The sequence below is a fragment of the Acinetobacter gerneri DSM 14967 = CIP 107464 = MTCC 9824 genome, from assembly GCF_000368565.1.
Taxonomy (GTDB): Bacteria; Pseudomonadota; Gammaproteobacteria; order Pseudomonadales; family Moraxellaceae; genus Acinetobacter; species Acinetobacter gerneri.
Map to the genome: position 1 here is coordinate 15,211 of NZ_KB849533.1, position 1,132 is coordinate 16,342.

Sequence of the window (1,132 nt, forward strand, 5' to 3'; positions counted from 1 at the left end):
TCTTCAAGAGGATTTGGTGAAATTGACCAATGACCAGTACTGTCAGCAATCGTGGTCACAGTATTGCCCGAAGCATCAGTCACGGTCACTGTTGAACCTGCTTCCGCTGTTCCTGCTAAACCTGCTGAGTTGTTTTCATCCACCACTGGTGCATCAGGGGCTGTTTTTTGTGCAATTCCAGTAGATGTTTCAGTACTTGTATTCCCAGCTGCATCCGTTGCAGTTACCGTACCTTCTGTGCCATTCACAATCGGATTTGGAGTAATTGACCAATGGCCTGCACTATCTGCAATTGCTGTAACGGTATTGCCCGAAGCGTCAGTCACCGTCACTGTGGAACCTGCTTCTGCTGTTCCTGCTAGTCCTGCCGAGTTATTTTCATCAACTTTTGGTGCATCAGGGGCTGTGAGATCAGCAAGACCTGTTGATACTGACGCACTCTCATTTCCTGCCGCATCGGTTGCAGTCACGGTACCTTCGGTGCCCTCTGCAATCGGATTTGGAGTAATACTCCACTGACCTGCGCTATCTGCAGTTGTTGTAACCGTATTGCCCAAAGCATCAGTCACGGTCACGGTTGAACCTGCTTCTGCTGTTCCGCTTAAGCCCGATGAGTTGTTTTCATCAACTGTTGGTACATTAGGCGCTGTGAGATCAGCAAGACCTGTTGATACTGGCACACTCTCATTTCCTGCTGCATCGGTTGCAGTCACCGTACCTTCAGTGCCATCTGCAATCGGATTTGGAGTGATTGACCAATGGCCTGCACTATCAGCAGTTGCTATAACCGTATTACCCGAAGCATCAGTCACCGTCACTGTTGAGCCTGCTTCCGCTGTTCCTGCTAAACCTGCTGAGTTGTTTTCATCAACTACTGGCGCATCAGGCGCTGTAAGATCAGCAAGACCTGTTGATACTGACGCACTCTCATTTCCTGCCGCATCGGTTGCAGTGACCGTACCTTCAGTATCATTTGCAATTGGATTTGGAGTGATGGACCAATGGCCCGTACTATCTGCAGTCGCTGTAACCGTATTGCCCAAAGCATCAGTCACCGTCACTGTGGAACCTGCTTCCGCTGTTCCTGCTAGACCTGTTGCATTATTTTCAGTCACGACTGGGGCGTTAGGTG

General features: G+C 49.6%; 1 protein-coding gene. It reads right to left on the bottom strand.

Annotated elements, in window-relative coordinates; genetic code table 11:
- Positions 1-1,132: Ig-like domain-containing protein (locus F960_RS22550; RefSeq protein ID WP_004854684.1), on the bottom strand; the 1,132-nt coding region annotated here is incomplete at both ends.